Source organism: Saccharopolyspora sp. NPDC002686 (assembly GCF_040295745.1).
GTDB lineage: Bacteria > Actinomycetota > Actinomycetes > Mycobacteriales > Pseudonocardiaceae > Saccharopolyspora > Saccharopolyspora oryzae.
The window spans coordinates 38,841-62,662 of sequence record NZ_JBEOVY010000003.1 but is presented as its reverse complement, the minus strand read 5'-3'; the positions used below and the strand labels follow the sequence as shown (position 1 = coordinate 62,662).

22 protein-coding genes and 1 riboswitch are annotated in these 23,822 nt (G+C 67.5%); of the genes, 14 read left to right on the top strand and 8 right to left on the bottom strand.

The window, feature by feature from the left end; genetic code table 11:
- On the bottom strand, nucleotides 1-1,245 hold a 1,245-nt coding region (locus ABTZ89_RS01075), incomplete at its 3' end, for a DUF349 domain-containing protein (RefSeq protein ID WP_351038710.1).
- Between the two features lie 485 nt (nucleotides 1,246-1,730).
- Here ABTZ89_RS01075 and ABTZ89_RS01070 point away from each other — a divergent pair.
- The 4 genes from ABTZ89_RS01070 to hflX all read left to right on the top strand — a co-directional run bounded on the left by ABTZ89_RS01070 (nucleotide 1,731) and on the right by hflX (nucleotide 5,720).
- Nucleotides 1,731-2,294: a class III extradiol ring-cleavage dioxygenase family protein gene (locus ABTZ89_RS01070; RefSeq protein WP_351038708.1), complete on the top strand. Its 564-nt coding sequence runs from the start codon at nucleotides 1,731-1,733 to the stop codon at nucleotides 2,292-2,294.
- A 96-nt stretch (nucleotides 2,295-2,390) separates the two neighbouring features.
- Nucleotides 2,391-3,302 (top strand): tRNA (adenosine(37)-N6)-dimethylallyltransferase MiaA, encoded by a 912-nt coding sequence (gene miaA / locus ABTZ89_RS01065; RefSeq protein WP_351038706.1) that lies wholly within the window; start codon nucleotides 2,391-2,393, stop codon nucleotides 3,300-3,302.
- 9 nt (nucleotides 3,303-3,311) lie between these two features.
- Entirely contained in the window at nucleotides 3,312-4,154 is an 843-nt protein-coding gene (dapF, locus tag ABTZ89_RS01060) for a diaminopimelate epimerase (RefSeq protein ID WP_351038704.1), read from the top strand.
- Nucleotides 4,155-4,349: 195 nt separating this feature from the next.
- Nucleotides 4,350-5,720, top strand: coding sequence for a GTPase HflX (hflX, locus tag ABTZ89_RS01055; RefSeq protein ID WP_270948040.1), 1,371 nt, complete (start codon nucleotides 4,350-4,352; stop codon nucleotides 5,718-5,720).
- A 278-nt stretch (nucleotides 5,721-5,998) separates the two neighbouring features.
- On the opposite strand, the gene lexA is transcribed toward hflX, so the two are convergent.
- On the bottom strand, nucleotides 5,999-6,715 hold the full coding sequence (lexA, locus tag ABTZ89_RS01050; protein ID WP_502949496.1) for a transcriptional repressor LexA: 717 nt from the start codon (nucleotides 6,713-6,715) through the stop codon (nucleotides 5,999-6,001).
- A gap of 216 nt (nucleotides 6,716-6,931) precedes the next feature.
- On the opposite strand from lexA, the gene ABTZ89_RS01045 reads away from it, so the two are divergent.
- The 5 genes from ABTZ89_RS01045 to ABTZ89_RS01025 all read left to right on the top strand — a co-directional run bounded on the left by ABTZ89_RS01045 (nucleotide 6,932) and on the right by ABTZ89_RS01025 (nucleotide 12,747).
- Nucleotides 6,932-7,384, top strand: coding sequence for a LysM peptidoglycan-binding domain-containing protein (locus tag ABTZ89_RS01045; RefSeq protein WP_270948018.1), 453 nt, complete (start codon nucleotides 6,932-6,934; stop codon nucleotides 7,382-7,384).
- 288 nt (nucleotides 7,385-7,672) lie between these two features.
- The gene (nrdR, locus tag ABTZ89_RS01040) at nucleotides 7,673-8,155 is read left to right on the top strand and encodes a transcriptional regulator NrdR (RefSeq protein WP_270948017.1); all 483 of its coding nucleotides are present in this window, start codon (nucleotides 7,673-7,675) and stop codon (nucleotides 8,153-8,155) included.
- Nucleotides 8,156-8,318: 163 nt separating this feature from the next.
- Nucleotides 8,319-11,138, top strand: coding sequence for a vitamin B12-dependent ribonucleotide reductase (locus ABTZ89_RS01035; RefSeq protein ID WP_270948016.1), 2,820 nt, complete (start codon nucleotides 8,319-8,321; stop codon nucleotides 11,136-11,138).
- Nucleotides 11,139-11,296: 158 nt separating this feature from the next.
- Nucleotides 11,297-12,427 (top strand): tyrosine-type recombinase/integrase, encoded by a 1,131-nt coding sequence (locus tag ABTZ89_RS01030; RefSeq protein WP_351038701.1) that lies wholly within the window; start codon nucleotides 11,297-11,299, stop codon nucleotides 12,425-12,427.
- A gap of 8 nt (nucleotides 12,428-12,435) precedes the next feature.
- Nucleotides 12,436-12,747, top strand: coding sequence for a helix-turn-helix domain-containing protein (locus ABTZ89_RS01025; RefSeq protein ID WP_351038699.1), 312 nt, complete (start codon nucleotides 12,436-12,438; stop codon nucleotides 12,745-12,747).
- Between the two features lie 1,445 nt (nucleotides 12,748-14,192).
- On the opposite strand, the gene ABTZ89_RS01020 is transcribed toward ABTZ89_RS01025, so the two are convergent.
- The 3 genes from ABTZ89_RS01020 to ABTZ89_RS01010 form a co-directional block, all read right to left on the bottom strand.
- A complete protein-coding gene (locus ABTZ89_RS01020; protein ID WP_351038697.1) occupies nucleotides 14,193-14,513 on the bottom strand; it encodes a hypothetical protein in 321 nt (106 codons plus the stop codon).
- 664 nt (nucleotides 14,514-15,177) lie between these two features.
- Nucleotides 15,178-15,879 (bottom strand): AbiV family abortive infection protein, encoded by a 702-nt coding sequence (locus ABTZ89_RS01015; RefSeq protein WP_351038695.1) that lies wholly within the window; start codon nucleotides 15,877-15,879, stop codon nucleotides 15,178-15,180.
- A 395-nt stretch (nucleotides 15,880-16,274) separates the two neighbouring features.
- Nucleotides 16,275-17,243, bottom strand: coding sequence for an oxidoreductase (locus ABTZ89_RS01010; RefSeq protein WP_351038693.1), 969 nt, complete (start codon nucleotides 17,241-17,243; stop codon nucleotides 16,275-16,277).
- 92 nt (nucleotides 17,244-17,335) lie between these two features.
- On the opposite strand from ABTZ89_RS01010, the gene ABTZ89_RS01005 reads away from it, so the two are divergent.
- From ABTZ89_RS01005 to ABTZ89_RS00995, 3 genes are all read left to right on the top strand, one after another.
- Nucleotides 17,336-17,941, top strand: a complete 606-nt coding sequence (locus ABTZ89_RS01005; RefSeq protein WP_351038691.1) for a TetR/AcrR family transcriptional regulator — start codon at nucleotides 17,336-17,338, stop codon at nucleotides 17,939-17,941.
- A gap of 85 nt (nucleotides 17,942-18,026) precedes the next feature.
- Nucleotides 18,027-18,119: riboswitch (ZMP/ZTP riboswitch) on the top strand.
- 25 nt (nucleotides 18,120-18,144) lie between these two features.
- Nucleotides 18,145-19,005, top strand: coding sequence for a bifunctional 5,10-methylenetetrahydrofolate dehydrogenase/5,10-methenyltetrahydrofolate cyclohydrolase (locus ABTZ89_RS01000; protein ID WP_351038689.1), 861 nt, complete (start codon nucleotides 18,145-18,147; stop codon nucleotides 19,003-19,005).
- 84 nt (nucleotides 19,006-19,089) lie between these two features.
- Nucleotides 19,090-19,668 carry a hypothetical protein gene (locus ABTZ89_RS00995; RefSeq protein ID WP_351038687.1) on the top strand — a complete coding sequence of 193 codons (579 nt, stop codon included), beginning with the start codon at nucleotides 19,090-19,092 and terminating at the stop codon, nucleotides 19,666-19,668.
- Nucleotides 19,669-19,707: 39 nt separating this feature from the next.
- On the opposite strand, the gene ABTZ89_RS00990 is transcribed toward ABTZ89_RS00995, so the two are convergent.
- The 3 genes from ABTZ89_RS00990 to ABTZ89_RS00980 form a co-directional block, all read right to left on the bottom strand.
- The gene (locus ABTZ89_RS00990; protein WP_351038685.1) at nucleotides 19,708-20,988 is read right to left on the bottom strand and encodes an aspartate aminotransferase type Ic; all 1,281 of its coding nucleotides are present in this window, start codon (nucleotides 20,986-20,988) and stop codon (nucleotides 19,708-19,710) included.
- Between the two features lie 168 nt (nucleotides 20,989-21,156).
- A complete protein-coding gene (locus tag ABTZ89_RS00985) occupies nucleotides 21,157-22,080 on the bottom strand; it encodes an NAD-dependent epimerase/dehydratase family protein (protein WP_351038683.1) in 924 nt (307 codons plus the stop codon).
- Nucleotides 22,077-22,484 (bottom strand): hypothetical protein, encoded by a 408-nt coding sequence (locus ABTZ89_RS00980; RefSeq protein WP_270948010.1) that lies wholly within the window; start codon nucleotides 22,482-22,484, stop codon nucleotides 22,077-22,079. Before ABTZ89_RS00980 ends, ABTZ89_RS00985 begins: the two co-directional genes overlap by 4 nt.
- A 536-nt stretch (nucleotides 22,485-23,020) precedes the next feature.
- Here ABTZ89_RS00980 and ABTZ89_RS00975 point away from each other — a divergent pair.
- Together ABTZ89_RS00975 and ABTZ89_RS00970 are read left to right on the top strand one after the other, a co-directional pair.
- On the top strand, nucleotides 23,021-23,173 hold the full coding sequence (locus tag ABTZ89_RS00975; RefSeq protein ID WP_351038680.1) for a hypothetical protein: 153 nt from the start codon (nucleotides 23,021-23,023) through the stop codon (nucleotides 23,171-23,173).
- Between the two features lie 43 nt (nucleotides 23,174-23,216).
- The gene (locus ABTZ89_RS00970; protein ID WP_270948008.1) at nucleotides 23,217-23,813 is read left to right on the top strand and encodes a TetR/AcrR family transcriptional regulator; all 597 of its coding nucleotides are present in this window, start codon (nucleotides 23,217-23,219) and stop codon (nucleotides 23,811-23,813) included.
- Nucleotides 23,814-23,822 lie beyond the last annotated feature (9 nt).

Genomic DNA, 23,822 nt, shown 5'->3' with positions numbered 1-23,822 from the left:
GTTGACCGCGTTCGCCCCCATCGCATCCCGCACATCCACCACGAGGTGCGCGACGACGTAGCGCTGGACGCGCGAGTCGACCAACGCCTCGGGGTCGGTGCGCCGCCACTGCGCGTCCGCGGCGGAGCGGATCTTGTCGCCCACGGCCCGCAGCCGGCCCTCCAGCTCGCGCATCCGCTCCCGCGGCACTTTGCCGATCTCGTCCCAGCGCTCCTGGATGCGGTGCAAGTGCGCCTGGGCGGCCTTGAGGTCGGCGGACGCGTCGATCTGCTCGGCCTCGACGAGCAGCTCCTCCTTCAGCTTCGCGTTCTCGGCGAACTCGGCGTCGCGCTCGGAGAACGCCTCCGAGCGGCGGCTGAAGAAGCGGTCCTGCGCGGCGCGGAACCGCTGCCACAGCGCCTCGTCGCTGTCCTTCGGCGCCCGCCCGGCGGCCTTCCACTCGGCCATCAGCTGCTTGTAGCGGTTCGCGGTGTCGCCCCAGTCGCTGGACTCGGTCAGCGCCTCGGCTTCCTCGACGAGCTCCTGCTTGCGGGCCTTGGACGCCGCGCGCTGCCGGTCCAGCTCGGCGAAGTGCGAACCCCGGCGGCGGCTGAACGCGTCGCGCGCCTTGGAGAACCGCCGCCACAGCTGCTCGTCGGTCTTGCGGTCGACGCCGCGGACCTTCTTCCACTCCTCGAGGATCTGGCGCAGCCGGTCGCCCGCGCTCTTCCAGTGCGTGGCCTCGGCTGCGATCTCCTCGGCCTCGGCGACCAGGGCTTCCTTGCGCGCGATGGCGTCCGCGCGGGCCTGCTCCTTCTCGTGCTTGGCGCCTTCGACGGCCTGCTCGGCGCGCTCCAGCAGGTGCTCGATCCGGGCGTTGAGCGCGGCCAGGTCACCGATCACGTGCGCATCGGCCAGCGACTCGTGCAAGTGCTTGGCGTTGGTCAGGGTGTGCTTCGGGTCGCCGGCGTGGGTGCGCAGCCGGGTCTCCAGCAGCTCGACCTCGGTGAGCAGGTCGTCGAACTTGCGCGCGTAGAGCGCCAAGCCCTCCGCGGCGTCACCGGCCTGCCAGGAGCCGATCGCCCGTTCCCCGTCGGCGGTGCGGACGTAGACCGTGCCGTCGTCGTCCACCCGGCCCCACTTGGTGGGATCGCTGGACGCGGTCGGTACCGCGGGCGCGGCCGTGGTTGACCCGGTGGTGCCGGTGGTCGAGTCCTCGGTCGCCTTCTTGGCGACCGGCTCGGGGGTCGTGTCCTGGTGCGTCATGGCCGGCTTCCTCCTTGCGTGCCCGCTCCGATGCCCGTGCTCGGCACGGGCGCCCCGAACGATCGGGGCCCAGCAAGCGGTGACCCGAACCCATCGGCGGTCCGTCCTCCGCTGGCGCATTCAAACAGGTCAAGGCGCGAATCGGTACTCCGTCGCGGAATTGACGCGCCGGAGCGACGGCGAACCTCCGCGCGCGGCACCCGCAGCGATCTTGTGACCTGCACGGCTTCATTGTCATCAAGCACCTGTTCGGTTGCAGCGGGCAGGGGTGGCCGAGCCGGCCTCGAAGCCGCTCGTGACTCCCCGCTCCGTGCCATTCGCCAGTGCCTCTACCGTGCACAGATGTGATCACCTGTGTCGCCGTGGTGCCGTACCCGCCGTTGCTCGCCCCCGCGCTGACCGTGCGAGCCGATGCGGAGACCGAGCGTGTGCGGGGCGCCTGTTCGCGCGCCGTGTCCAGTCTGACTGAATGTGCAACCGAATGGGTGGCCGTTGGCGCAGATCGATCGGGCCCGCGCGTGCTGGGCCCGGACTCGGCCGGAACCTTCGCGGGGTTCGGCGTCGACGTCCCGGTGACGTTGGGCGGCACCGCGCCCGCGGACCCGGATTTCCCGCTCCCCGCGCTGGTCACCGGCCTGCTGCGCGAACAGGCCGGTGCCCGCTCCGCATCGGTGCACCTGCTCGCTCCGGACACCCCGGCGCAGGAGTGCCGGCGGCTCGGTGAGTCGTTGGCGGAGGAAGCGACCGGCCTGCTGGTCCTGGCGGATGGCACGAACTGCTCCGACGAGCGCTCGCCGTACCCGCCGGACCAGCGAGCAGGGCAGCTCGACGAGCAGATCCGCACGGCGCTGGCCGATGTCGACACCGACCGCCTCCAGGCGCTGGACCCGGAGCTGTGCGCCGAACTCGGCGTCGAAGGCCGCGCGGCGCTCGAGGTGTTGCCGGGAGTGGTGGCCGCCAGCGGCGGAACCTGGCGGGGCGAGCTCCTCTACTCGGCAACCCCGTACGGAGTCACCTACCACGTCGCGACCTGGACCCGGCAGCCCTGACCCCAGCGCAATCACCCCGGGTGGTGTCGATTTCGTGCGAAATCGACCACCCAGGGCAAGGGGATCCGGTGGGTCGGGGGCGATTAGGGTCGGGGGGTGCAGTGCCTTCCCCACCTGGTGGCGATCGTCGGTCCCACCGCCACCGGAAAATCGGATCTGGCCGTGGAGCTCGCCCAGGAGCTCGGCGGTGAAGTGATCAACGCGGACGCGATGCAGCTCTACCGGGGGATGGACATCGGCACCGCCAAGCTCACCGAGGCCGAGCGGCAGGGCGTTCCGCACCACCTGCTCGACGTCCTCGACGTCACCGAGACCGCGTCGGTCGCGGCCTACCAGCGGCAGGCCCGCGGCGTCGTCGAGGACGTGCTCGCCCGCAACCGCACCCCGATCCTGGTCGGGGGCTCCGGGCTCTACGTGCAGGCGGTGATCGACGACCTGACCTTCCCCGGGACCGATCCGGAGGTCCGCAGCAAGTTCGAAGCGGAGCTCGCGCGGGTCGGCCCCGCCGCCCTGCACCAGCGGTTGGCGGAGCTGGACCCGGCGGCCGCCGCGGCGATCCTGACCAGCAACGGGCGGCGCATCGTGCGTGCGCTCGAAGTCATCGAGATCACCGGCAAGCCGTTCTCGGCGAACCTGCCCAAGCCCGGGCCGCCGCGCTACGGCGCGATGCTGCTGGGGCTGGACCGCCCGGTCGAGGCCCTCGACGAGCGCGTCGACCTGCGCGTCACCCGGATGTTCGACGCAGGACTCGTCGACGAGGTCCGCCGCCTGGAGAAGGTCGGGCTGCGCGAGGGGCGCACCGCCAGCCGTGCCCTCGGCTACCAGCAGGTCCTCGCCGAACTCGACGGCGAGGAGGACATGGCGGAGGCCGCGGCCGAGACCGCCAAGCTCACCCGCCGCTTCGTCCGGCGGCAGCGGTCCTGGTTCCGCCGCGACCTCCGGACCCGCTGGTTCGACGCCGCCGACCCGGCGCTGGTCGCCGACGTCCGGGCCGCGCTCGCTCCGTAGACTTGCTGCGTGCGCACTTCTCAGGGGCCCGAGTTCATCAAGGGCCACGGCACCCAGAACGATTTCGTCATCCTGCCCGACCCCGACGGCGCGTTGGAGCTGACCGAGGCGCGGGTGCAGGCGCTGTGCGACCGCCAGCGCGGGCTGGGCGCGGACGGCGTGCTGCGGGTGGTCCGGGCCGGCGCGCTGCCGGACGCCCCCGCCGACGTCCCGGCCGACGTGTGGTTCATGGACTACCGCAACGCCGACGGTTCGATCGCCGAGATGTGCGGCAACGGTGTGCGGGTGTTCGCCCACTACCTGGTCGACGCCGGGCTGGCCACCGGGGGTGAGCTGCCGGTCGGCACCCGCGCGGGCGTGCGACCGGTCCGGATCTGCGACGACGGGCAGGTCACCGTCGACATGGGTGCGACGAAGATCTTCGGCGAGTCCACCACCACCGCGTCCGGCCGCACCTTCACCGGGGTCGCCGTCGATGTCGGCAACCCCCACCTGGCCTGCGTGAGCGACGTCGAGCTGGAAGGCCTGGACCTCAAGACCCGGCCGCCGCACGACCCAGACCTGTTCCCGAACGGCACGAACGTCGAGTTCGTCCGGCCGCTGGACGGCGATCACGTGCAGATGCGGGTCTACGAGCGCGGGGTGGGCGAAACCCGCTCCTGCGGGACCGGCACCGTCGCGGCGGCGGTCGCGGCGCTGCGCGCGGCCGGCGCGGACACCGGGCGTCGGGTCGTGCACATCCCGGGTGGCACCGTCGAGGTGGAGGTCACCTCGACGACTGCCACGCTCACCGGACCGGCAGTCCTGGTCGCCCGCGGGCACCTCGACCCGACCTGGTGGCAGAACGCGTAGCGGTTCGGCTGTTGGTGGCCTCACACGGGTGCGAACGGGTCACCGCCGGTTCGAGGCGTGAAAATCAGTCGCGGGCCGTGGGACAATGGCGTTGATATGAAAAATTCTTTGACCTGGTCCGCCGAGCTCGACCACGACGTGGTCGAACCCGACGAGTACGAATCCGTCCCGTCTGCAGATCCGTCCACGGGTGAGATGGAACGCACCGAGCGTGCGTCGCTGCGGCGGATCGCGGGGTTGTCCACCGAGCTCGAGGACATCACCGAGGTCGAATACCGCCGCCTCCGCCTGGAGCGCGTGGTGCTGGTCGGCGTCTGGACCGATGGCGACGCCGCGCACGCCGACGCCTCGCTGGAGGAGCTGGCCCGGCTGGCCGAAACGGCCGGTTCGGAGGTGCTGGAGGGCATCATCCAGCGCCGCGACCGACCGGACCCCGGCACCTACGTCGGGTCCGGCAAGGTGCTCGAGCTCCGCGACATCGTCGTGTCGACCGGCGCGGACACCGTGATCTGCGACGGTGAGCTCTCGCCCGGCCAGCTGCGCCAGCTGGAGGAGAAGCTCAAGGTCAAGGTGGTCGACCGGACCGCGCTGATCCTGGACATCTTCGCCCAGCACGCCCGCTCCAAGGAGGGCAAGGCGCAGGTCGAGCTCGCCCAGCTCCAGTACTTCCTGCCGCGCCTGCGCGGTTGGGGCGAGACGATGTCCCGGCAGGCCGGTGGTCGTGCCGGCGGTGCCAACGGCGGTGTCGGTACCCGTGGTCCTGGTGAGACCAAGCTGGAGACCGACCGGCGGCGCATCCACAAGCGCATCAGCAAGCTGCGCAAGGACCTGGCCGCGATGCGCACGGTGCGCGGCACCAAGCGCGGTCGCCGGGAGGCCAACGAGGTGCCGAGCGTGGCCATCGCCGGCTACACCAACGCCGGCAAGTCCAGCCTGCTCAACGCGCTGACCGGCGCGGGTGTGCTGGTGGAGGACGCGCTGTTCGCCACCCTGGATCCGACCACCCGCCGGGCCGCTACCCCGGACGGTCGTGCCTACACGCTGACCGACACCGTCGGTTTCGTGCGCCACCTGCCGCACCAGCTGGTCGAGGCGTTCCGCTCGACGCTGGAGGAAGTCGGCGGCGCGGATCTGCTGGTGCACGTCGTGGACGGCTCCGAGGCGTCGCCGCACGAGCAGGTCGCTGCGGTGCGCGAGGTGCTCAGCGAGATCGGCGACGAGCACGAGTCGGAGATGCCGCGGGAGCTGCTCGTGGTGAACAAGATCGACTCGGTGGACGAGACGCGCATGGCCGAGCTGCGGCGGTTGCTGCCGGGCGCGATGTTCGTCTCCGCGCACAGCGGCGCGGGTGTGGAGGAGCTGCGCGAGGCCATCGCCGACCTGCTGCCCCGCCCGGACGTCTTCGTCTCCGCGCTGGTGCCCTACACCCGTGGCGAACTGGTCGCCCGGGTGCACGCCGAGGGCGAGGTCGTCGCTGAGGATCACACTCCGGACGGCACCCGTCTCCAGGCCAAGGTCCGGTCCGATCTGGCCAGCGCGCTGGAGCCCTTCGCAGGCAAGGGCTGAGGACTGCTGTTGCACTGCTGCTGGTGACGTCGGGCGCTGCCTCGACGTCACCAGTTCTGCGCGCCGGTGCTCTTGACCGGGCGACGGGTCGAATCCGTCGATCGAGCCGAGCGGGACCGGCGCTTCAACCGGCCAGCACTGCCGTTCGCCGCTGTGCTGGCCGGAGCTGTCTCCCTTCCCGCACGGGCCGACTGCGCCGCAAGCGCTGACCCAGGTATCCCCAGACCCGGGTATCAACGCTGCTCGGCCCCGCGGGAAGAGCTTCTGGAACCGTCGCCTCAGAGGCGGCGGAGGACTGCGACCACCTTGCCCAGGATCGCCGCGTCGTCGCCCAGGATGGGCTCGTAGGCGGCGTTGTGGGGCAGCAGCCAGACGTGCTCGTCGGTGCGCTTGAAGGTCTTCACCGTCGCCTCGCCGTCGATCATCGCGGCCACGACGTCGCCGTTCTCGGCGTCCGGCTGCTGGCGCACGGCGACCCAGTCACCGTCGGTGATGGCGAGGTCCACCATGGAATCGCCGACGACCTTGAGCAGGAACAGCGTCCCGTCGCCGACGATCTCCTTCGGCAGCGGGAAGACGTCCTCGATCGACTCCTCGGCCAGGATCGGGCCGCCGGCCGCGATGCGCCCCACCACCGGCACGTAGGCGGGCTTGCTCTGCCCGGAGCCCTCGAGCTCCGGCTCGCCGCCGACCAGCACGCCGACCGTGCGCGGGCGGTGCGGGTCCCGGCGCAGGTAGCCCTTCCGCTCGAGCACGCGGAGCTGGTAAGCGACCGACGAGGTCGAGGTGAGGCCGACGGCATCACCGATCTCGCGCACGCTTGGCGGATAGCCGTGCTCGCGCATCCACTTGCGGATGGCGTCCAGCACGCGCAGCTGGCGTTCGCTGAGCTCTTCGACTCCGCTGGGCTGCTCGGGCAGGGTGTGCACCTCGGCCTGGGAGTCCTTGATGTCTTGTACCTGGCCCTTGATCGAGCCGGTCGCATTGCTCGCCACCGCTGCCTCCTGTCCATGTGGGTGAACTGCGGTGTTGATCGCGGGGGCGTTCGGAACGCCCGGTTTCCACAGTAGACGCGCGAAACGCAGAGATCAAACACCTGTTCGAGTTAATTTTGACCCCAGGTATCGCGCTGCGGGGCACTCTTGGTACACAATCGCACGCAGGTTCGATCGAACATTCATTCGATCTTGGTTCGCAGTGCGGGAGGCGGCATGACCACGTTCATCGATGCGGCGGGGCGGACGCGCCAGGTCGAGCGGCGGTCGGCCGCCCGGCGGAGGACGGCTGAGCCGGCCGCGGTGATCCGGCCTCGTGAGGGGGAAGTGCAGGCAGCCGGCCGGGTCGTGCCGCGCGCGGTGCGGCCGGCCTCGGTCGCGTACGACCGGGCGGGCCGGAGCGGCGAATGGATTTGGCTGACCTCGGTGGCGATCTTCACTTTCCTCATTGTCATGCTGGTGGGGCTCTTCGGGTTCCGCGACGCGCCGATGGCGGGCGGTACCACCCTGGTTGAGGTACACAGCGGCGACACTCTGTGGGGGATAGCCGACCGGGTGGCCCCGGGCGGCGATCCGCAGGCCGTGGTCGCCCGGATCGTGGAGCTGAACGAGTTGGACACGACCGCCGTCGAAGCCGGTCGACTGCTGGTGGTTCCGGTGTCCGGTTGATCTGCTCGGCGGAGTGGCCGGGGTCTCGCGGCCGGCTGCTCCGCGCGGCGACCTGCCGGTTTTCGATCGCGGCGCGCGGGGGAGGCGGACGCGGCACGCCGAAGGTCGTTCCCGGTTTGCATCGCGCTGTCGGCGAGGTTTAGAGTCGACCACAACATCTAGTAGTTACGTCCGTGTATTTAGTCCACAGGTTGGGCTTATAAGGTGTTCGCGCACCCACGGAGCGTGAATGGTCGTCGACTGCCGCGAGGCAGGTGGCGGCGAACTGGGGAAGGGGGGTGAGTGCCGGTGCGGTGCCCATTCTGCCGCGGGGAGGACTCCAGGGTCGTCGACTCGCGCGAGGTCGAGGAAGGCCAGGCGATCCGGCGCAGGCGATCGTGCTCGACGTGCGGTCGGCGCTTCACGACCATCGAAGAACTGGTGCTGTCGGTGGTCAAGCGCTCCGGTGTCACCGAGCCCTTCAGCCGGGAGAAGGTCGTGCGCGGCGTGCGCCGCGCGTGCCAGGGACGTCCGGTCGAGGAAGACGCGCTGCAGCAGCTCGCGCACCAGGTGGAGGAGACCGTCCGGTCGCTCGGCGTGTCCGAGCTGCCCAGCCACGAGGTCGGTTTGGCGATCCTCGGGCCGCTGCGCGAGCTGGACGAGGTCGCCTACCTGCGCTTCGCGAGCGTGTACCAGGCGTACTCCTCGGTGGAGGACTTCGAGAAGGAGATCGCCGAGCTGCGAGCGGCCCGCGAGGCCGCGCGGACCGGTGCGGAGAACAGCAGTGAGTAAGGCGCGCCGGCGCGCGGTTCGCCGCCAGGCCGGAAACGCAAGACGTCAGCAGGAGTCCCGACCGGGGACGCCGCTGAGTGAACAGCCACGACCGAACCGGACGGGTAGCCCGGACGGGGCCGACCAAGCACGACGAGCGAGTGACAAGGAAGAGGGTCAGGTCATGACAGAGACCGTCGGTAGCCCGGCCGGCGCAGCGGGGGAGTCGGCAGCAGGTGCCCGCGAGGGCATCCGGGTGCAACGCGTCTACACCACGGAGGGGGTGCATCCCTACGACGAGGTCAAGTGGGAGCACCGCGACGTGGTGATGACCAACTGGCGGGACGGGTCGGTCAACTTCGAACAGCGCGGTGTCGAGTTTCCCGACTTCTGGTCGCTCAACGCGGTCAACATCGTCACCAGCAAGTACTTCCGCGGTGCGGTGGGTTCCGAGGAGCGGGAGAGCAGCCTCCGGCAGCTCATCGACCGGGTCGTCAAGACCTACGTCGCCGCCGGTGTCGAGCACGACTACTTCGCCACCGACGCCGACGCGGAGATCTTCGAGCACGAGCTGACCTGGATGCTGCTGCACCAGGTGTTCAGCTTCAACTCCCCGGTGTGGTTCAACGTCGGCACCAGCTCGCGCCAGCAGGTGTCCGCCTGCTTCATCCTCTCCGTCGACGACACGATGGAGTCGATCCTCGACTGGTACAAGGAAGAGGGCCTGATCTTCAAGGGCGGCTCCGGTGCCGGCCTGAACCTGTCCCGCATCCGCTCCTCCCGCGAGCTGCTGTCCTCGGGCGGCACCGCTTCCGGTCCGGTTTCGTTCATGCGCGGTGCGGACGCCTCGGCGGGCACCATCAAGTCCGGTGGCGCGACCCGCCGCGCGGCGAAGATGGTCGTGCTGGACGTCGACCACCCGGACATCGAGGAGTTCATCGAGACCAAGGCGCGCGAGGAGCACAAGATCCGCGCGCTGCGCGACGCCGGGTTCGACATGGACCTCGGCGGCGCCGACTCCAACTCGGTGCAGTACCAGAACGCGAACAACTCGGTGCGCGTCTCCGACGAGTTCATGCGCGCGGTGGAGAGCGACGGCCAGTTCGGGCTGCGCTCCCGCACCTCCGGTGAGGTGCTGGACTCGGTGCAGGCCCGCGACCTGTTCCACAAGATGGCCAAGGCCGCTTGGGGTTGCGCCGACCCGGGCATCCAGTACGACGACACGATCAACGACTGGCACACCTCGCCGGAGACCGGTCGGATCACCGCGTCCAACCCGTGCTCGGAGTACATGCACCTGGACAACTCCAGCTGCAACCTGGCGTCGCTGAACCTGCTCAAGTTCCTGCGCGACGACCTGACCTTCGACGCGGACCTGTTCGAGAAGGCCGTCGAGTTCGTCATCACCGCGATGGACATCTCGATCTGCTTCGCGGACTTCCCGACCGAGTCGATCGGCATCACCACCCGCAAGTTCCGCCAGCTGGGCATCGGCTACGCCAACCTGGGCGCGCTGCTGATGGCCACCGGTCACGCCTACGACTCGGACGGCGGCCGCGCCCTGGCGGCGGCGATCACCTCGCTGATGACCGGTACCGCCTACAAGCGGTCGGCCGAGCTGGCCGGTGTGGTCGGCCCGTACGAGGGCTACGCCCGCAACGCCGAGGCGCACCAGCGCGTCATGCGCAAGCACGCCGCGGCCAACGACCTGGTCCGCACCTACCACCAGAACGACGCCGCCGTGCACAAGCTGGCGACGAAGGTGTGGCAGGAGGGCCTGGAGATCGGTGCCCGCAACGGCTGGCGCAACGCGCAGGCCTCCGTGCTGGCCCCGACCGGGACCATCGGCCTGATGATGGACTGCGACACCACCGGCATCGAGCCGGACCTGGCGCTGGTCAAGTTCAAGAAGCTGGTCGGCGGCGGCTCGATGCAGATCGTCAACCAGACGGTGCCGCGCGCGCTGCAGGCGCTGGGCTACCAGGACGAGCAGATCGAGGCGATCGTCGAGTTCATCGCCGAGAACGGCCACGTCGTCGACGCGCCGGGCCTGCGCCCGGAGCACTACGAGGTCTTCGACTGCGCGATGGGTGAGCGCTCGATCGCGCCGATGGGCCACGTGCGGATGATGGCCGCGGTGCAGCCGTTCATCTCGGGTGCGATCTCCAAGACGGTCAACATGCCGGAGTCGGCGACCGTCGAAGAGGTCGAGCAGCTCTACTTCGAGGGCTGGAAGCTGGGCCTGAAGGCGCTGGCGATCTACCGCGACAACTGCAAGGTGGGTCAGCCGCTGTCGGCGGGCAAGGGCGACAAGGCCGAGAAGGAGAAGGAGGTCGAGAAGCAGATCGAGTACCGCCCGGTCCGCAAGCGGCTTCCGAAGAAGCGCCCGAGCCAGACGGTCTCGTTCACCGTGGGCGGTGCCGAGGGCTACCTGCACGCCGGTTCGTACCCGGACGACGGGCTGGGCGAGATCTTCGTCAAGCTCGGCAAGCAGGGTTCGACCCTGGCGGGTGTCATGGACGCCTTCTCGATGTCGATCTCGGTGGGTCTGCAGTACGGCATCCCGCTGGAGTTCTACGTCTCGAAGTTCCAGAACCTGCGCTTCGAGCCGGCCGGCATGACCGACGACCCGGACGTCCGGATGGCCAGCAGCGTGCTGGACTACCTGTTCCGCCGCCTGGCGCTGGACTACCTGCCCTACGAGAAGCGCGCCCAGCTGGGCATCTTCACCGCCGATGAGCGGGAGGCGCAGGTCAACGGCGAGGTGGTCCCGGCCGAGCAGCCGAACGAGGTCCACCTGGACACCTTGCGCTCCACTGTGGACTACTCGAAGCAGGAGAAGTCCGAGGACACGAGCCGGGCGGGCAGCTCGACCGAGCTCCTGGAGCTGCGACTGGGCAAGGCCGCGGACGCGCCGCTGTGCATGACCTGCGGCACCAAGATGCGCCCGTCGGGCTCCTGCTACCTCTGCGAGGGCTGCGGCTCCACCTCCGGCTGCAGCTGATATCGAGCGGAATTGCGTTTGATGCAACACTGATCAACCGCGAGTAAAAGCATACTGGCAGGTCAGAGGGTGGTCCGGCGTAATGCCGGGCCGCCCTCTGGGCGTGTGAGCAGCCATGAACAGGCCCGGTTGCATCTAACTTCACGATGTTGTGTTAGATGCAACATGTGGATCAGCTTGTTGAGCTTGCTGGCGCGGCACACGAGGTGCTGCCGACTGGTGTCACGCATCTCGATCCGGCTCCTGCTGTTTTCGAGGCGATGTTGGAGGGTTGGACTCGACAGCAAAGAGTCCGGTTCCTTAAGGGTGACACGATCAAACCGCGGGTCGACTTGGTTCGTCGCCTGGCGGATTTCTCGAACCAGTACCCGTGGCAGTGGACTGCCAGCGAAGTGGAATGCTTTGTCGACCATCTGCGCTCTGGCGATAAACCGATCATGGTGTCCACCGCTCGGGGATACCTGGCTTCACTTCGCCTCTTCCTGGACTACGTCACCGATGCCCGTTATGACTGGCCCCGGGTATGCCGTGAACGGTTCGGTGAGATTCCACAACAGGTGCTGAACGAATGGAACACGGTTACTCATGTCGCCGAGTTCGAGGGACAGCCGCATCGTCGGCCGTTGACCTATGACGAGGTGCAAGCTCTCTTCGATGCTGCTGATGGGCTCGCTGAAGAAATCCGCGCCAAGAAGCGGAAGGGGGCCCTTGCTGCGCAACGTAACGCCGTCTTGCTCAAGACGATTTATGCTTACGGATTGCGACGGAGCGAAGCGTGGGGTCTCGATCTTGCTGATCTTCGGCATAATCCCAAAGCTCGCGAGTTCGGCCGTTTCGGCGGGTTGTTCGTTCGATGGGGGAAGTCGTCGAACGGCAGCCCGCCGAGGCGGCGCACGGTACTCACTGTGCCTGAGATGGATTGGATCACTCCAGCTTTGGAACAGTGGATCGACGAGATTCGCCCGCTGTTTTCCCCGGACAAACACCATGCCCTGTGGGTGACTGAGCGTCGGGGACGGCTCTCACGGCGGGGCATCAACGAAGCGTTCGAGGAGGCAAGAAACGCGGCTGGTCTGCCGAAAGAGTTGGATCTGCATTGCTTGCGGCACTCCTACGTCACGCACCTCGTAGAGTTCGACTATCCGGAACGTTTCGTGCAGGACCAGGTCGGACACGCCTATGCTTCGACTACGGCGATCTACACGGGTGTTTCTGATGACTATCGCAACCGGCTGCTCGCACGCGCACTGCGGGAGCAGCAGATCGAAGGGCTGGGCGGGCTTCCTTGATCAAAAAGATGGGTTTCCAGTGGCATCTACGTACTCGTATGGCAGAGAAAGGGTTGTTTCAGACCTCAGACTTGGTCCCGTTGTTGGCCGAACGGGGTGTGCATCTGTCACGGGAGCAGGTCTACCGTCTGGTCGCGCAGCCTCCGCAACGACTCTCCATGGATGCGTTTGCTGCGTTGTGCGACATCCTTGACTGTCAGCCAAATGACCTGATCGAGGTCCACGTTGTTAACCAGCAGGTTCGCAAGACCGCAGATCAAGATACACGGCCTGCACCGCCGGTCCGCCGGAGCACTATCCGTCGTCCGGAAGGGCTGTAGGGCTAATGAACAAACCGCAATCAACTGATCAGATCCTTGAGCTGCTGACCAAGGCTATTCCTAGCATCATGAGGGAAAAGGCGTTGACGGCGGTTATCGAATCTGCGCCATCGCCGCAGCTCTTGAGCCAGCTGCGCAAGCATTTGGTCGAACATCCGGACGCGCTGACGTCTGGAAACTCGGATGTTCCTCTCGTCATTGTTCGTTTGGCGCATGCACTGAAAGCAGTTGGATGTGGGGCGATCCAGCCGCCTACATGTGTGGATTGCGGTGAGCCCAAGGCGGATCTCAGGCGCCGGGCTGAGGGCGGACGTCGCTGCGGCGCTTGCTACCACCGACACAACGCCGAGCCATGCGCAAGTTGTGGGAAAAAGAGCCGGATCGTCAAACGGACCGCCGACGGTCGGCCGCTCTGTCAGTCTTGCTACGTGCGGGATCATCGACCCCGCGAGACGTGCGGCGAGTGCGGGCGTCCGACAAGGGTCAACGCTCGACGTGCAGACGGAGCCGCCCTCTGTGGAAAGTGCTACCAGCCACCACCGAAGCTATGCGCATCCTGCGGGCAGGAAGCGCCTGCGGCGGCGATTCGCGAGGAGGGGCCGATCTGCCGCCGCTGCTACCGATATCCCAAACGACGGTGCGGTCTGTGTGGCCGCGAACGCCGGATCCGTACCCGTGCCACGGCAGACCAACCCGATATCTGCTTCGGCTGCCACACCGACCCGATAGCGGAATGCACAGTCTGTCTCAGGGATAAGCCTTGCCGGCGCGTCGGTCCCAACCGATCGCCTATATGTGCGGGATGCCGTGCCCGTACTCGCCCTCTATCGCGCTGCGTCTCATGTGGACGCAACAGGCTCGTAGCTGCTCGCTGGCCAATTGGCACAGTATGCAGTACCTGCTACCTCTACATTCGGCGGCGAACCGAAGAATGTCCGCAGTGCCACCAGCTTCAGCCCCTGATCGGGCTCGATTCTAGGAATGAACGAATCTGTGGTCCATGTGCCGGGGCTGAAGTGGACTACATGTGCCGCACCTGCCACATAGGTACCGAACTCTATGCTGACCACGAATGTCATCGATGCGTATTGAAGCGACGACTTGGCGAACTCCTGTCTGCCCCGAACGGTCAGATCCATCCGCAGCTCGTGCCACTCCTGGAGTCATTTAGCGAAGTGGATAGTCCAAGTGTGATCCTGAACTGGCTGAGAAGAAGTGATCACACTCAACTGCTTCAAGACCTCGCGTGTCAACCCGAGGGCGAGATCCACCATCGGTTGCTCGATGAGTGGCCCCAGAGCCAAGCCCTGCACTACCTTCGCTCCGTTCTCATGCATACCGGTGTCCTGCCTGAGCGATCCGAATATCTTGAGCGGATCGGACCATGGCTTGAAGGCGTTCTTCAAGATGAGTCGCGTGAGCGCAGACGGCTACTTCGAGCTTACCTAAATTGGTTCGAACTGCCGCGTGCTCGCAGGCGTGCGCTGAGGCGTGACTTCACCGAATCGGCCAGCCGGTCTCTTCGTGCAAAGCTCGCTGCAGCCCTTGACTTGCTCGGCTACCTTGAAGTCCGCGGTAAACGACTTGGCGATCTGGATCAGAGCGACATGGACGAGTGGCTCATCGATAATCCACGCGGCGCCCAACGTATCCGTGGATTTCTCGCCTGGGCCAAACAGCGTGGATTGATCGACGAGATACGCGTTCCTAGGATTGGCCAGCCACAGCCCCATGAGTTCCTCGACATTGAGCAGCGCTTTCAGCAACTAAGCCGGTGCCTTCAAGATGTTGCTCTACCTCTGGATGTTCGAATAGCGGGAGCGTTGCTGTTGCTTTACGGGCACCCCATCAGTCGAACTGCCGCTCTCACCGCTGACCAACTGACGGAACGGAATGGAAATACATATCTGATCTTGGATAAGTGCCCGGTACTCGTGCCCCCGGCACTTGCCCGGCTACTGCACATCCAGCGGGCCACTGCGGAGCCACGGTCACTCGTCGAGCGAGGACAAGCAGAAGGTCGATGGTTGTTCCCTGGTTGGTCACCGGGCCGGCACGTAACCGTCTCCGGATTGAGCTCCAAGATCGCGCGGCACGGAATTTATGCCCGAGTCGCACGCAACACTGCACTCGCCGCTCTCGTCACCGAACTGCCACCTGCTGTCATTGCTGACTTGCTGGGTATTCACATCAACACAGCCGTTCGTTGGAGCAAGCAAGTCAGCCGAGACTGGCTCGACTTTGTCTCCACACGCTAACCGCACGGTTGACAGTGATCGTGCCCCTACCGCCACAGTAGAAGAGAGCCCCAGGCGGATCTGGAAGGGCGGGAACCTGGTGACCCCGCGGAATCAACTGTCCGTATTTCCCACGAGATGACTGGGAGTGATCACCACGCAGCGGCGCGGACCGGGTGTGCGACACGGGCATCTAGTCGCTGTCGATCTGGTCCGTGGTTGCGCCCGTGATGTCGCCGAAGTACTTCTCCCACAACGCCATTGCGTCGGCCCGTGACGGAGCACCAGCCGCTTGCAACGCCTTCGCCTCTGCCCAGAACCCCTCAAGCTGAGGAGGCGGCGTTGCCAGGAAGGTGAGGCCATCCGAGAACAGTGTGGCCTGCTGGCGGACCACGGACTCCACCAGCTCGACCTGCTGGATCGCAATGTCCTCGTCGATCGACTGCGCCGGCGTGAGGACCGCACCGGTGCCGCGGTCGACATCGACGTAGAAGCCCATTTGCTTCAGTTTGTCGCTGTCGGCAGCTCGTCCTGACCGTGAGTTCCACGCGATCAACCACTCCGCGTCCCCAGGGCCGCCCGCTGGTCCCCACTCCTGGCCGTCAACGAACTGCTCGACCAGATTCGTGTACTTTGGCTGGTGGCCGCCGAATTCCTTCCAGAACTTCGTCCAGGTCTCCTTGGTGGCGGTCTCCAACTGCAACGCCGTCACCACGCTGAGGTAGAACTTGCCGTACTCCTCGGCGGCCAGGATCGCCAGCGAGCAGGCCCTCGGCCATCGTTGCATCGCCAGCAGGATTCGCGCGTCGTCAAGCAGTTCGACGGCGTTGTCCAGTGCGGCCTGCGCCAGCGCCGTGAGTTGCGGCCTGGTCAGCCGTCTCGCACCCTTCGGCATGTGACTCCCTTCCCTGCAGGCCGGACCACTAGTGACCCTGCGGAATCAATTGTCGCGTGTTCTCTGCTCGCCTAGCCAGCTGGCTGCGGTTGCACCCGGCCGCGGCCCCTTCCTAGCGTATTCGGTTCGTACCCTTGGAATAGCGCACACTTCGAATAAGTGCACTGCGCCAGTAGGTCGGGATCTACCGCATCTAACAGAAAACCGAGCACCTGAAGCGAAGTCGCGAAGGTGCTGCTGAAAGGGGAGTCGGCCACTCAGGTCGGCTCCCCTTTCCAGTACCCCGCGACCTCACTCTCCGGTGCTGGTGGGAGACACCCGGGTCAAAATTCCATTGAAATCGAAGATCCGATTTCCATGGAATTTGCGGAGGTTGTCCGCAGACGTTGGCGGCTCTAGTCGTGGACGAGGTTGTCGACGTCGTAGCGAACTCCGGTCAGGTCTTCCGAGATCTCCCACAGCCGGCGCGCGGTTTCGACGTCGTGCAGGGCCCGGTGCTGGTTGCGCGGTGCGGGACCGCCGCGCAGTTCGAGGAATCCGGACGGGGCGAGGTAGCTTCCGCTGGGCACGTTCGGGTCGGTCGCGGCGCGCAGGGACGTCCTGGCGCCTCCGGGCGTGGGCTGGAAAGCGGCTCGGATGATCAGCGGCATGACGGTCCGGTAGAGCGCACCGCGTTCGGTGTTTGCGCCTCCGGTGAGCACGTTGCTGCGGGTGAGCCCGGGAGCGACGGCGAGGCTGTGCAGGTGCGGGAAGGCTTTCGCCGCACGGCGGTGCAGTTCTCGGGCGAAGTAGAGGTTCGCCCGCTTCGACTGCACGTAGGCGAATGCGGCTCGGTATCCGCGTTCGGCGTTGAGGTTGGTCAGGTCGAATCGCGCGAAGCGCTGGCCTTCGCTGCTGACGGTCACGACCCGGGGTGCAGGTGCGGCGAGCAACCGGGGGAGCAGTCGTCCGGTGAGGGCGAACGTGCCGAGGTGGTTGACGCCGAACTGCGACTCGAAACCGTCTGCGGTGCGGGCGAGGGGAACCATGGCGATCCCGGCGTTGTTGATGAGCAGGTCGATTCGGTGGTGCGGGAAGGACTCGGCGAACTCGCGTACCGACTGAAGGCTGGCGAGGTCGACCTGCTGCAGCTCGACTCGGGCGTCCGGAAGCTCAGCTCGCAAGCGTTCGAGCGCGGCTCGCCCGCGTTCCGCGTTGCGGCAGGCCAGCACGACGTGGGCGCCGCGGCGGGCTAGTTCTCGCGCGGTCACCTGGCCGATGCCGCTGTTCGCCCCGGTGACCACGGCCAGGCGTCCGGACTGATCGGGGATGGAGCGGAAGGTCCAAGAGCTGCGCTCGTCCGGTCCGGACCTGCGTTTCGTCACGTCTCGATCTCCTAGCATCCAACAACGCAACTTTGAGTTGCGATAATCTGATGCTGGCACGAAGCGGGAAGCTAACGCAACACGGAGTTGCAATGACATCTGATGCCGAGCCGCGCAAAGCGGTGGGGCGCGGCGAGAAGGTCCGCGCTGCAGTCCACGCGGCCACGCTCGCAGAACTGGTGGACAAGGGCTATGCCGCCCTCACGGTGGACAACGTCGCGCAGCGCGCGGGGGTGCACAAGACGACCGTCTACCGCCGGTGGGCGGACCGGGAGAGCATCGTCGTGGACGCACTGGCCGAACACGTCGCCGCGGACATCCCGGTGCCCGATACCGGCGCTGTCGACACCGATCTCCGCGAACTCGCGCGCTCGCTCGTGCACACGATGACGAGCCCGACCGGGCAGGCAGTCCTCGCGGCGATGCTCTCGGATGCGGCGCGCCTGCCGGAGATCGCCGACGCCAGGAAGCGCATCTTCGGCGACCGGCTCAGGCGCGCCGAGCCGGTGATCGCGCGGGCTGTCGAGCGCGGAGAGCTTCCCACCGACACAGACCCCGGCGAACTGCTCAAGACGCTCGCCGCACCGATCTACTTCAGGCTGCTGATCAGCGCCGAACCGGTCGACGACTCCACCGCCGAGCACGCAGCCGCCCTAGCGCTCGCTGCCGCACGCGGCGGCGTGGTGCGCAAGGGGTGAACCGAACTCCGGGAGATCAGGAACTCTTGGCGGAGCGATGCTCGCCACCTGTTGAACAGCCGGCGATGCCGGAGCCGCTATCGTGGTGCGGGGTCGTGACTGGCGTTCAGGTGGAGTACCACCGGGGAGCGGCCCGGCCGGTTCTGCCGGTCCGAAGCCGCGCGCCTGGGTGATGAGGAAGAACGACACCCGAGGAGCAACGCATGGCTGACGCTCGTCTGATCGACGGCACCGCAGTGGCCCGCGACATCATGAACCGCACCGGTGAGAAGGCCGCGGACTTCGAGAAGCGGACCGGGGCCAAACCCTGCCTGGCGACCGTGCTGGTCGGCGAGGACCCTGCTTCGGTCACCTACGTGCGGATGAAGCGGAACCGGTGCGCGAAGTTCGGCATCGAGTCCCGTCACGTGCCGCTGCCGGACACGATCACGACCGAGGAACTGGTCGGCGCGATCACCGAGCTGTCGAACGACCCGTCGGTGCACGGCATCCTGCTGCAGCACCCGGTCCCGGCCCACATCGACGAGCGCGCAGCGTTCGACGCCATCTCGGCGGAGAAGGACGTCGACGGCGTCACCTCGCAGTCCTTCGCGGCGATGGCGTTCGGATTCGACGGTTTCGCCTCGTGCACGCCGGCGGGGATCATGCGCCTGCTCGACGCCTACGACGTGGATCCGCGCGGAAAGCACGCCGTGGTGATCGGCCGCAGCGCCATCCTGGGCAAGCCGATGAGCATGCTGCTCCTGGCGCGCGACGCCACGGTGACGGTGTGCCACTCGAAGACGACCGACCTGCCCTCGCACGTGCGGAACGCGGACATCGTGGTCGCTGCGGTCGGCAAGCCGGAGTTCGTCCGCGGCGAGTGGATCAAGCCCGGTGCGGTCGTGATCGATGCGGGCTACAACGAGGGCAACATCGGCGATGTCGAGTTCGACGCAGCGGCGACCCGGGCCGGCCTGATCACCCCGGTGCCGGGCGGAGTCGGTCCCACGACGATCGCGGTCCTGCTCGAGCAGACGGTGACCGCGGCCTTCCGCCAGCAGCAGATCCCCGCCGAGGCGTAGTGCGGAACTGATTCCACATCGGACAGCGCTGGTCGGAGCGGCGATCGCGGGATTTTCGTTCGCGGGCGGTGCGAAACTGGTTCCATGGCCATCGACCACGCGTTGGCGGGTTACCGCGTCGCTTCGCGCGCCGCTCGGCAGGACTGGCAGGACGTCGGACTCCCGAGCGCCGATCTGGTGTCGATGAGCAGCTGCGTCGTGGACGTGCTGGAATCCGACCCGGACGGTTGGGACGGCTGGTTCGACGACCTGCGATCGGCCGAACGAGCACGCGCTCTGGAGAGCCGCGAGCTGCACGTGCTCGAGGTGGGATTCGCGGTACCGGATCTGCCGGAGCTGTCGGCCGACATCGCGGACGGCGGCTGGGACGCAGCAGCGGGCAGCTTGCCGGAACGCCTGGCGCGGGGAGAGCCCTGCTCAGGAGGACGACTGCTCGGCTTCGAGCTGGTCGGCTACGACTGCGGGCTCTGGCACACCTGGACCTGCCTCGGAGGTCTGGTCCGCGACGTCGGACGGGCGACCGGTGTACGTCCCGGGCAGTGGGGGCTGATCCAGGACGAGCAGCAGGCGCGTCAGGCGGCTGACTGGCTCACGGAGTCCGGGCTCGGCGACCCGAAGGTCTTCCGGTGGGTCGCGGCGAGACTGGTCGCAGCCGGTGGTTGACCTGGGTGGGGGCCGCACTCGCGACCCCCACCCGCGGCGTCAGTTCTGGCGGTCGGCGAGGAGCTTCTCGGTGCCGACGAGGCGGACGCAGGTCGCCAGGCCCGCGATGGCCTCTTCGAGTTCCGCCTGGTCGGGGAAGGTCGGCGCGATTCGGATCACGCTGTCGGTCGGGTCGTCGCCGTAGGGGTGGGTCGCACCGGCCGGGGTGAGGGCGATGCCCGCCTCCTTGGCCTTCGCGACCACCGCGCGGGCGCAGCCCTCGGGAACCTGCAGGCTGATGAAGTAACCGCCGGCCGGCTTGGTCCACGAGGCCAGGCCGGTGTCGCCCAGCTCGGCGGTCAGGATCTTGTCGACCGCGTCGAACTTGGGGCGGATCAGCGCCGCGTGCTGCCGCATGTGCTCGCGCAGGCCCTCGGCGTCGCGGAGGAAGCGGACGTGGCGCAGCTGGTTGATCTTGTCCGGGCCGATGCTGCGCTTGGCGGTGCAGGCCAGCCACCACTCGATGTTGGCGGGGGAGGAGCCGAAGAAGGCGACGCCGCCACCGGCGAAGGTGATCTTCGAGGTGGAGCCGAAGATGAAGGCCCGGTCCGGGTTGCCGTTCTCGGCGCACAGCGCGAGCACGTCGGCGATCTCGACGGCCTCGTCGGTGAGGTGGTGCACCGCGTAGGCGTTGTCCCAGAAGATCCGGAAGTCCGGGGCGGCGGTGGGCATGGCGGCCAACCGGCGCACGGTCTCGTCGGAGTAGACGGTGCCGTCCGGGTTGCTGTACTTGGGCACGCACCAGATGCCCTTGATCTTCGGGTCCTCGGCGACGAGGCGCTCGACGACGTCCATGTCCGGGCCGTCGGCGGTCATCGGGACCTGGATCATCTTGATGCCGAACCGCTCGCACAGCGCGAAGTGCCGGTCGTAGCCGGGGACCGGGCACAGGAACGCGATCTCGGGCTCCTCGACCCAGCGGCGCTGGCCGCCCGGGAGGGTGCCGAGCTGCGCGAAGACCAGCGCGTCGTGCATCAGCTCGAGGCTGGAGTTGCCGGCCGCCAGCAGCTGCTCGACCGGCACCTGCAGGTCGTCGCTGAAGATCGACCGCAGTTCGGGCAGGCCCTGCAGCCCGCCGTAGTTGCGCAGGTCGGTGCCGTTGGCGGAGGTCAGCGGGTCCTGGACGGTCGCCAGGTCGTTGGAGAGGTCGAGCTGGCGCGGCGACGGCTTGCCCCGGGTGAGGTCCAGCTTCAGGCCGCGCGCGACCAGGGCCGCGTGGTCCTGGCTGGCGCGGTCGCGCTGGGCGGTCAGCTCTTCGACGGTCGATGCTGGAGCGTTCACCGGAGTCCCTTCGCCGTGAATCGTGGATCAGGCCACCTGTACACCCTAATGACCTGCTCGCAGCCACTTCGACGGCACCGGGGCGCGGTGCGTGCCGACCGCCCGGCGCGGCGGCGGAATCCTCGCGCTGCCAACCGATCCGGTGGATCGTGTTCCTGGCCACAGCCGTCACGGCAGCGCTGTGGGCAGACCTTCGCGGTAGGTCGGGTACTGCGGGGTCCAGTCCAGTTCGCGTTTGGCCTTGCCGTTGTCGAGCCGGATCCGGGTGCCGACCAGCAGGGCGTGCAGGTAGGGCGCGGTCCGCAGCAACCAGCCCGGAACGCGCAGCGGGGCCGGCGCTCCCGCGGTCTCGGCCACCGCGCTCAGGAAGTCGCCCATGTCGACGGGTTGGTCGTCGACGATGTTGTACGCCTGACCGGCTCGTCCGCGCTCGAGGGCGGCGACCGTGGCGGAGGCGGCGTCGGCGATGTGGATCGGGTGCAGCGTCGCTGCTGGGCGTGGCACGGGGAGCAGTCGTTTCCGCGCCAGTGCCAGCATCTTCCGCGTCGCGGGCTCCGGCCCGTAGAACAGGCCGTAGCGCAGGGCGATGCCTTCGACCCCCGGAGTTCTGAGCACCTGGTCCTCATTGGACCGCAGCGATCGCAGGTGGTGGTCGAAAGCGCCGTGTCCCGTCTCGGCGAACGGGTGCTCTTCGGTGAGGCGCTGCTGGCCGTGGTCGCGCCACCCGTAGCCGAGGAAGAACGACTGGGTGACGAACCTGCGGGCCCCGAGCTGCGCTGCGGCGCGCAGCAGGTTTCGGGTGCCCGCATCGCGCAGGGCATCTGTGGGGTGCAGGTCGCGATGGCGAGCGGGGGTGCGTGTGATGGCGGTGGCCTGGTGGATCACCGCGTCCGCGGTCTGCCCGTCGAGCGCGGTCAGGAGTGCCTCGGCGTTCATCACGTCGGCGAGCACGGGCACGACTCCGGCGGCGCGGAGTCGCTGCGCCCCGTCGGAACTCCGGGTGAGACCGACGACTTCGTGGCCTGCTGCGAGCAGCTGCGGGACCAGTGCGGAGCTGATCGTTCCGGTCGCTCCTGCCAGCACGACCTTCATCGGCCGACCTCCAGCCCGGAGTGGCGGATCGTGCGGATCCGGGTCAGGAGCGCAGCGGCCCCCACCGCGGCCGTGCCGAACAGGATCCACGAATCGGACGGGCGACCGCCGCCGGCGTCGACTGCGTGGTTGATCCCGTGGAGCAGGTTGACGACCGCGAAGCCGGTGAGCACGACGGCCAGGGCATCGCGCCAGGTCAGGGCGGTGAGCATCATCAGCCCGATGCCGATCTGGAACACCCCTGCGTCGTGCAGGAAGTGCTCGTGGTTCGGCCAGTTCGCCCACTCGGCGAAGCCCGTCGGATCGAGCCGGCACCAAGCGCCGATCACGAGCATCATGGCTGCGCCGATGATGGTCGCGGTCGTGGTGAAGGCGTTCCGCGGGCGCTGTGCGCGCGTTGTCATCGAGGTCCTCCTTCTCGTCGCAGGGTGGACGAGAAGGGCCGCCGGAACGTGACAGGAGCGGGCGGTCTCGAGGTTGCACCGTTCCGCCCAGATCGCTCGCGCGAACACGCGTCCAGCGCGGTGGTCGTACGCTGCGCATTGGTCGACCGTTGTCCAGTAGCTCGAGGCGAACCTCAGCGGGGTGAGTTGCGGTGGCGAGTGATCTGCGGCGTCCGGGTGTGCGAGAAGTTGCGGTACCCGACGATGTTCGGTCGTGCAGTTCGCTGCGCGAGGTTGATTACGAGGATGCGTTCAGCGTTCACATCGGCGCGGACGATGGTGGCGCTGAGCGGTGGGCGCGGGCGACGCTCGAGTCCGCGCCTGGGCCTGCTCGGGCCTTCCTGCGCACAGGCTGGTGGATGCTCGGTGCGGAGCTCGGCCCGGCGTCGTCATCTCCGGCGCACGTGTTCGGTTGGCGGATCGGTGAGGTGGGATCCGACTGGATTCGCCTCGAATTGCGTTCGAAGTTCGGTTTGCGGGCGAACTTGGTGCTTCGCGTGAGATCGGAGTTCTTCGACTTCGCGACGTTCGTCGAGCACTGCGGGGCGGCGGGTCGGATCATCTGGCCGTGCGTCGTCCCGATCCACCTGGTGGCACTGCGCTACTTGCTCTCCCGGGTCGCTCGTGTTCCGCCGGAGGACGCTCGCTGAGCAGTATTGGACAGATCAGTTCATAACCTGTTACGGTCTTCGCATGGCGCGACCGAGGTTGTTCGACGAGGACCGTGCGCTCGAAGCCGCGATGCGGACCTTCTGGGCGAACGGTTACGAAGCGACGTCGACCCAGGACCTGTGCGAGGCGACCGGCCTCGGTCGCAGCAGCATCTACAACACCTTCACCAGCAAGCACGACCTGTTCATGCGCTCGCTCGTCCGCTACATCGACGCCATGACGACGAAGCAGCTGGCGATCCTGGACGACCCCGAGAGCTCCGAGCTGGAGCGGATTCGGGCGCTGTTCGCGGAGATCGTCGAAGCCGAGCTGGAGAACCGCCGGGGCGGGCGCAGTTTCGGTTGTTTGACGGTCAATTCCGTCGTCGAGCTCGCCGGCCGGGACGAAGAGGCCGCGCGGGTGCTGGACCGGGACGGCGAGCGTCGCCTGGACGCGTTGCGGATGGTGATCGAATCCGGTCAGCGCGGCGGCAGCATCACGTCCGCGCGCGATGCGGATGCGCTCGCCAGGTTCGTCAACGCGGTGATCGGCGGGATGCGGGTGTCCGGCCAGGCGGGGGCTGACCGGGCCGTTCTGGAATCCATCGCTGAGACGGCGATGGACGCTCTGACCAGCTGAAACCGGCGC